General features: G+C 72.6%; 5 protein-coding genes. 4 read left to right on the top strand and 1 reads right to left on the bottom strand.

The genetic code is table 11. The annotated features are described in order from the left end of the window. Window positions 1-186 precede the first annotated feature (186 nt). On the top strand, window positions 187-693 hold the full coding sequence (locus tag GT354_RS51915) for a DinB family protein (RefSeq protein ID WP_161365499.1): 507 nt from the start codon (window positions 187-189) through the stop codon (window positions 691-693). A gap of 25 nt (window positions 694-718) precedes the next feature. Here GT354_RS51915 and GT354_RS51910 read toward each other — a convergent pair whose 3' ends face one another. Next, complete coding sequence (locus tag GT354_RS51910; RefSeq protein WP_161365497.1) at window positions 719-1,501, bottom strand: SAM-dependent methyltransferase; 783 nt, start codon at window positions 1,499-1,501, stop codon at window positions 719-721. A 484-nt stretch (window positions 1,502-1,985) separates the two neighbouring features. Between GT354_RS51910 and GT354_RS51905 the strand changes: the two genes are divergently transcribed. The 3 genes from GT354_RS51905 to GT354_RS51895 form a co-directional block, all read left to right on the top strand. Further along, window positions 1,986-3,284: an amidohydrolase family protein gene (locus tag GT354_RS51905; protein ID WP_161365495.1), complete on the top strand. Its 1,299-nt coding sequence runs from the start codon at window positions 1,986-1,988 to the stop codon at window positions 3,282-3,284. Then, window positions 3,281-4,792: a DHA2 family efflux MFS transporter permease subunit gene (locus GT354_RS51900; RefSeq protein ID WP_161365493.1), complete on the top strand. Its 1,512-nt coding sequence runs from the start codon at window positions 3,281-3,283 to the stop codon at window positions 4,790-4,792. Before GT354_RS51905 ends, GT354_RS51900 begins: the two co-directional genes overlap by 4 nt. A gap of 14 nt (window positions 4,793-4,806) precedes the next feature. Next, the coding region (locus GT354_RS51895; RefSeq protein WP_161365490.1) for an AAA family ATPase at window positions 4,807-7,687 on the top strand (2,881 nt) is incomplete at its 3' end.

The following is a 7,687-nucleotide window of genomic DNA, read 5'->3' as shown; positions in this document are numbered from 1 at the left end:
TCAAGCCGCTCCCCCTGGCCGCTCTCGCCCGAGCCCACGACACGTCGAACGACCCGGAGCGTCCCGGCGTACCGGCCCAGGCGCAGCCGAACGACGCGGCCCGCGGCCGGCCCGGCGAGACCTGGTAGAACTGCGGGGTCGCGCCGAACGGTGCCCCCACGTACAGACCACCGAACGGAGCAGACGGTGACCACGGAACGCATCAGCCCGCCCCTGATCGCGGACGAGCGCGAAATGCTGCGCGCCTACCTCGACTTCCACCGCGCGACGCTGGCCCTCAAGTGCGACGACCTCTCCGACGACGAGCTGCGCCGGCAGTCGATGCCGCCCTCCACGCTGTCGCTGCTCGGCCTGGTTCGGCACATGGCCGAGGTCGAGCGCACCTGGTTCCGCCGGGTGATCGACGGCGAGGACATCCCGCTCGTGTGGTCGGACGAGGGTGACTTCCAGGTGGCCTACGACGCGCGTACGTCCACCCGGAAGGAGGCGTTCGACGCCTGGCAGACCGAGGTCGGCCACGCCCGCCGGATCGAGGCCGCAGCCGAATCCCTCGACGTGACCGCGGTCAACCGCAAGTCGGGCGACGTCGTCTCGCTGCGCCTGGTGATGCTGCACCTGATCCACGAGTACGCCCGCCACAACGGCCACGCGGACCTCCTGCGCGAGGGGATCGACGGCACCGTCGGCCCGTGACGGTGCCGGGGCCGCCGGCGGCGGATCAGCGCAGCCGGCCCAGGCCCGCGAACATGTTGGTCTGCTCGACGCCCACCGAGTCCTCGTCCTCGGCCGGGTGCCAGTCCTGCATGGGGACCACACCCGGCTCGACGAGGTCGTAGCGGTCGGCGAACAGGGCCTCCAACTCGCGGCACGAGCGCAGGTACATCGGCACGCCGCGGCGGGTGTAGACCTCGGCCAACGCGGTGGATCCGCGCGCCAGGTCGGCCGTCGCCGCGGTCAGGGCCAGGTAGCTGCCCGGCGCCAGGTGCGCGGTGACCTCGTCGATCAGACCGGCGGCGTCCTCGACGAACTGAAGCATCGCGATCACCGTCACCCCCACCGGTCGACTCAGGTCCAGGGTCTCGCGCAGATCGGGCGTCGCGAACAGGACGTCGGAGTCACGCATATCGGCTTCGACGTAGGCGGTACGGCCCTGCGGAGCGCCGGCCAGCAGTGCCCGGGCGTGGGCGAGCACGATCGGGTCGTTGTCCACGTAGACCACGCGGGACGCGGGGTCCACCTCCTGCACCACCTCGTGCAGGTTCGGCGACGTGGGGATGCCCGTGCCGATGTCGAGGAACTGGCGGATGCCGCCCTCGGTGGCCAGCCAGTGCGCCATGCGCCGCATCACCGCGCGGTTGACCCGCATGCTCGTCCACAGTTCGGGCCAGACCTTGAGGGCTTCCTCGGCCGCCTCACGGTCGGCGAGGTAGTTGTCCTTGCCGCCCAGGACGTAGTCGTACATCCGCGCCGAATGCGCCACCGTCGTATCCACCTGAACCATGGTCGGCCACTCCTGCCCTCGAACCGGCAACGCGCTGGGGTTCGTTCGCGTCTGCCTGTGTATCGAGGAACGTATAAGCGCGCCCGGCGTCGAACAACCGAGCCGGCGGATTCGTCTCGGTTTCGGCGACAGAGTTTGCCTGCCCTTCAGGAAGTGCCGCAGTGCGACGGCATTTCCCGAACTTCGGGAAACCGGGGAGTCCCGCATCAGGATGCGTCGCGGCCTTCGGCCGGCGGGCCCCGCCTCGGGCGCGGGCCTGCGGCGACAGGCACGCCGGGAATGACGCAAGTCCGCATATTCGGGGCTTGACGCCTTCTGCGTCGACACCTTAACGTCGGATCGATTTGCCGTGTAGTGACGTGTTTTCGCGATATGCCTCGAATGCACGAAAATCATATTCTTTGCATTCCCTCGAATGTGCGTGCGCATAGCTCCCCGCCGAGACGCACGCACCGAAACGCACCTGATCGACGGGAGTTTCCCGATGACGCACGAAGCGAATTCCTCCGCAGAAACCGTCGCCCTGGTCGGCTGCGCCGTCGTCGACGGCACGGGCGCACCACCGATCACCCGCGGCGTCGTCGTCCTCCGAGCCGGCCACGTATCGGCCGTGGGGCCGGTCGGCAGCGTGCACATCCCGCCCGCCGCCCGGGTCCTGCGCTGCGACGGGCAGACCGCCCTGCCCGGGATCATCGATTCGCACACCCACATCGAGCACGACGTCGCCGCCGTGCTGCGGGCGTTCGTCCACGACGGAGTCACCACCGTGGGCGGCACCGGCTGTGGCCCGGCCCTGCTCCCGCTGCTCCACGACGCCGGGCAAGCCCCCGATGCCGCCCGGGTGTTCGCGGCCGGCCCCGCGATCACCGCCCCCGGTGGCTATCCCGGCGGCCGCGGCGACGGCTCCGCCGCCCTGGGCATCGAGTCGCCCGCCGAGGCCGAGGCCGCCGTCGACAAACTGGCCGCTCTCGGCGTCGACTTCGTCAAGGTGGCCCAGGAGCCGTTCGACTTCGACTTCCGCAACCCCGGCCGACTCCCGGTCCCGGGGCCCGACGTGATCGCGGCGATCGTCCGCCGGGCGACCGCCCACGGCCTGTTGGTCCGCTCCCACGTGCACAACGTCACGCAGTTGGACATCGCCCTCGACGCCGGTGTCACCAGCGTCGAGCACATGCTCTTCCCGCTGCCGCCCGACGTGGGCTACGTCGAGCTCTACCGCGAGGGCTCCCTGTCCACCGACGCGCTGCCGGGCCTGCGCAAGCGGCTGGCGCGCATGGTGGAACGGGGCGTCTACGTGGTCCCCACCATCGGCAACGAACTGGCCAACATCCGGGCGGGGTTGCCCGAATTCCCGGCAAACGCCCTGCGGGCGATCGAGCAACTGATGGTCGCCGTGCTCACCCTGTACGTGGAAGCGGGCGGACGCGTCGCACTCGGCAGCGACTGGGTGGGCCGGCCCGGCTTCCCGGCCGGAATGCCGCGCCGGGAGATGCGCTACCTGGCCGAAGCCGGCCTGAGCCCGCTTCGGATCCTGCGTGCGAGCACCCGCAACGCCGCCATCGTATGCGGGCAGGGCGCGACACTGGGTGTCCTGGCGCCCGGTCGACGCGCCGACCTGATCGTCGTCGACGGAGACCCCCTGAGCGACCTCGCGGCCTTGGATCGGATCCGGATCGTCGTCAAGGACGGCCGAGTGGTCGCGCCCGCCGAGGACGCCGTACCGACCGAGGACGCCGTACCGACCGAGCCCGGACACCCGATCCCCACCGAACCTTCGCCGTGACGCGCGACCCGCTCGCCCCGGCCGCTACGGCGTCCGCCGACGTGCCGCGCGGACCGTCGCCGTGGGCGACGCTGCTCGCGGTGTCCGTGGGTTCGTTCATGACCATCCTCGACGTCACCGTCGTCAACGTCGCCATTCATTCCCTCCAACAGGAATACGACGCGTCCACCAGCGACGTGCAATGGGTGGTCAGCGGCTACGCGCTGGCGCTGGGCATCGCGACTCCGTTGGCCGGTGCGCTCGGCGAACGGTTCGGGATGAAGCGGGTCTATCTGCTCTCCCTGGCGAGCTTCGCGGCGGCCTCGCTGTTGTGCGGACTCGCTCCCACGCTCCCGCTGCTCATCGCCGCCCGCGCCCTTCAGGGACTCGCGGGCGGTTTCGCGCTGCCGTTGGGCTCCGCTCGGCTGTTCACCACGTTTCCCGAGGACAAACGCGGCCTGGCGTTCGGTGTCTTCGGCGTCGTCCTCGTCTTCGCCCCGACCATCGGCCCCTTGGTGGGCGGTGCCTTCGTCGATGCCGGGCTGCGTAGTTGGATCTTCTTCGTCAACGTGCCCATCGGCGCACTCGGCGTGTTCCTGGGGAGCCGCTTCATCGGCGCCGACGGGCCCCGGACCGGCGACACCCGCCGGATCGACCTCCCCGGCGTGGCCCTGGTCTGTGTCGGGTTCGGCGGACTGCTCCTGGGCGCGTCGCTGCTCGGCTCCCCGACCGGGTCCTCGGCCGGTGTCCAGGCGTGGGTCGCCTTCGCCGTGGGCGCCGTGGCCCTGCTCGTGCTCGTCACCGTCCAATTGCGCTCGGCCCACCCGCTGCTCGATCTGCGGCTGTACCGCGTGCGCACGTACGCCATCGGCAGCACCATCAACGCACTCGGTCAAATCCCCTTCTTCGGAACCCAGTTCCTGCTGCCGTTGTCCATGCAGGTGGTGCTCGACGTCGACGCGTTCGACGCGGGACTGGCCCTGCTGCCGCTGGCGCTCGCGTCCGGTGTCTCCGGGGTCCTGGCCGGGCAGGCACGCGACCGGTGGGGGCCGAAAGTGCCGCTCGCCGTGGGCTTCCTGCTGCTCGCCGGGGGCATCGTGCTGTTGCGCGACCGGGCGGCGAACCCGGATCCGCAGAGCCTGATCGGGCCCCTGTTGCTGGCCGGCGCGGGCGCGGGCGCGATCCCGCCGACGATCCAGGTCACCGCCCTCGGCGACATCCCCCGTGCCGCGGTCGGCGGTGGCACGGCGCTGCTTCAGGCGACCCAGCGCGTGTCCCAGGCGCTCGGTGTCGCCGTACTGGCCACCATCCTCGCCCGATCCGTGACGGTGTCGACCGGCGATCACGCCTACCGCGCGCAGTACGCGTCCGGGCTCTCCACCGCCTACTCCCTCGCCCTGTACGCGGCCCTGGTCTGCGCCGCCCTCGCCCTGTTCCTGCCCGGCTGGCCGGCTGCGCACGAAGAGGCCATACCGAAGCGCTCCGACGCGGGAAAGGCGTCCGAGCCGAGGACGCCATCGGATTCGTAGAAACAGAGGACCCGATGCGGCAGGACCCCACACAGGCGGCGCGCGACGCGGGCGGCCCCGGCGTCTCGCGCCCCCCACCCGCGCGTCGGTCCGCCGACGCCCGGGAGTCCGCGCGGCCCGACGACGGGCGGGAGTCGTCCCGAACCCTTGCCGATCCCGCCGACCGACTCGCCGGGGCGCCGGCTCCCCTGCGTGGCCGGGAACAGGAGATGGAGGCGATCTGCCGGGCCCTGGACCGGGCGCGCAACGCACGGCGGGCCACCGAGGGATGGATCGAGGGGCCCCGCGGCATCGGCAAGTCCCGACTGTTGTCCGAGGCGGAACGGGCGGCGTCCGCACGGGGTTTCACGGTCGTACGGCTCCAGGGCGGCGAATTCTCGCCGACCGGGTCCTCGGGATCGGCGCTCGGCGCCCCGGGCCGGCCGGCGGATGCGGGCCGCAGGGCGAACGCGCCCCGCAGGACCGACGACGCCCGCGAAGACCACCGTGCGGACGGGCAGGCGCACGTCCCCTGGCCGACCCTGTTGGAGCGCCATCTCGAACAGGCGCCCCTGTTGGTCACGTGCGACGAGGACCGGGCCGACTCGCGCTCCGCCTCGCTCGCCCCGACGCAGGCGCCCGCGTTGCGTCCGGTGCCGACCCGGCTGCGCAACTCCCCGTTGGTGTGGCTGACCACCCGCCGCACGGAGCACGGACCGCAGGCGGCCGCGGCCGGCGCGCCACAGGACGCCTCCGACGTGCTGGCGCTGCTGCTCGGTCCGCTGTCCGACGAGGCCGTCTCGCAACTGTTCGCCGACTGTCTCGGCGGGCGGCCGGACACCGAACTGAGCACCCTGTTGAGCCTGGGGCAGGGCAATCCGCGCCGGCTCGTCGCGGTCGTCCGCCAACTCCGGGAGCAGGGCGACGTGCGCGTGCAGGACGGTACGGCCCGCGTGATCACCGGGACGGGCGCGGGCTCCCCGCCCGCGCCTCGGCGGGTCCCGACGTGGTTCCACGGGTTGATGGGCGAGCGGTTGGCCACGGTGTCGCCCCAGACCCGGCTGCTGTTGGAGGTCGCCACCGTGCTGGGGCCGTCGTGTCTGCCCGAGGACATCGCCGAGATGCTGGGCGAGCCGGTGAGCGCCCTGGTCCCGCGCTTTCGCGAGGCCGTCACGGCCGGCATGGTGCAGCGCGGCACCGAGACCGTAACGTTTCGCCACGACCTGATGCGCCAGGCATTGGCGGACGACATGCCCGGCGTGGTCCGGGGCGCGATGCACCGGCAGGCGTTGGGCATGCTCATGGGGCGCGGGAGTTCGCCGGCCGCGGTGGCCACACACCTCGTGCACGGGGCGCACCGGGGCGATCCGTCCATAGCGGGACTCCTGCTTCGAGCGGCCGAGGAGTCGGTGGCGGGCAGTCCCGGCACCGCCGCGGATCTGGCGTTGCGCGGCCTCGACCTGGTGCGGCCCCTGGTCGACGAGTCCTACGAGCCGCTCACGGTGATCGCCGTGGAGGCGTGCGTGCGCTCCGGCGCGCTGTCGCAGGCCGTCACCCTGGCGCAGGACGCCCTCTCGCACGCGGTCGACCCGCAGGCCACCGCGCGACTGCGCTACTGGTTGTCGACGGCTTTGCTCCTGCGTGGCCGGACCTCGGGCGCGCTCGCGGTCGCCGACGCGCTTTTGGCCGACCCGGGCTCCCCCGCCGCCCTGCGCCGGCGGGCCGTACTCGTGCGCCTGACGGCCTGGGCGTGCCGGGGTGGGCCGCAGGGCACGCTGCACGTCGAGCAGGCGTTGCGGGATGTGCGTGATCGGGATCCGGGCCTGCGGGCCGGCGTGACCACCGCGCTCGCCGTACTGCGGTGGCGCGCCGGGCGCCTGGACGAGGCGCTGGCCCTTGGTCGCGAGGCGGTCGGGCCGGCGGACGACGGCCGCGCGATCGAGTGGTACATCCATCCGCGACCGGTTCTCGCGTCGATGCTCGCCCGGGTCGGCAGCTTCGGCGAGGCCGAGGTCGCCCTCGAACCGGCCGCAGGGGCGGTCGAGTTCGTGTCGGACATCGTGCTCAGGTTGGTGCGCGCGCACCTGGGACTCGCCAACGGCAGGTTGGACGACGCCGAGCGGGAGGCCGCGGCGGGGCTCGCCGTCGCGGAGCGGACCGGGGCCCGGCTCCTGGTGCCGTCGGCCTGGATGATCCTGGCGACGGTGGCTCGGCATCGGGGCGAGTCGGCCGACGTCGGCTCGTACGCGCGCCGCTTTCGGGACGTGCCGACGGACGACCGGGGGCAGTTGTGCGCCGCGGCCGGCGCGTGGTTGGAGGCGCTTGTCGCGCTGGCGGCCGGGGACGATCCGGGGGTCGAGCGCGCGCTCGAACAGTTGTGGGCCAACGAATCCGGCCGCCGTGAACTGTCGGTCGAGGAACCGGAGTTCGCTCCCTGGCTGGTGCGCCTGCTGCTCGCTCGCAGCCGGCGGCCCCGGGCGGTCGCGGTGAGCGCGGCGGCACATCGGTTGGCCGAGACCAACCCGGGGATCGTCGTGGCCCGCGCCGCGGCCGACCACGCCCGCGGCCTCGTCGACCACGACGCCGACGCGTTGGAGGCCGCCGCCGGGAACCACCGTGACGCGTGGGCCCGGGCGTCGGCCGGCGAGGATCTGGGCGTCCTGCTGATCGATTCGGCCCGAGCTCGCGCCGTGCGCAGCCTGGAGGGCGCACTCGCGCTGTACCGGCAGGTGGGCGCGGAAGGCGACGCGGCACGAGTTCGCCGGCGCCTGCGGACCATCGGGGTCCGCAGGCGACACTGGTCCCACACCGGCCGGCCGAAGACCGGTTGGGCGAGTCTGACCCGCACCGAACGCGCGGTGGCCGAGCACGTGTTGGAGGGGATGACCAATCGTCAGGTCGCCGCTCGCATGTTCC

The organism is Streptomyces sp. SID3343 (assembly GCF_009865215.1).
Lineage (GTDB): Bacteria > Actinomycetota > Actinomycetes > Streptomycetales > Streptomycetaceae > Embleya.
Note: the sequence above shows the minus strand (reverse complement) of the source record. Positions and strands in the feature narration are given on the sequence as shown.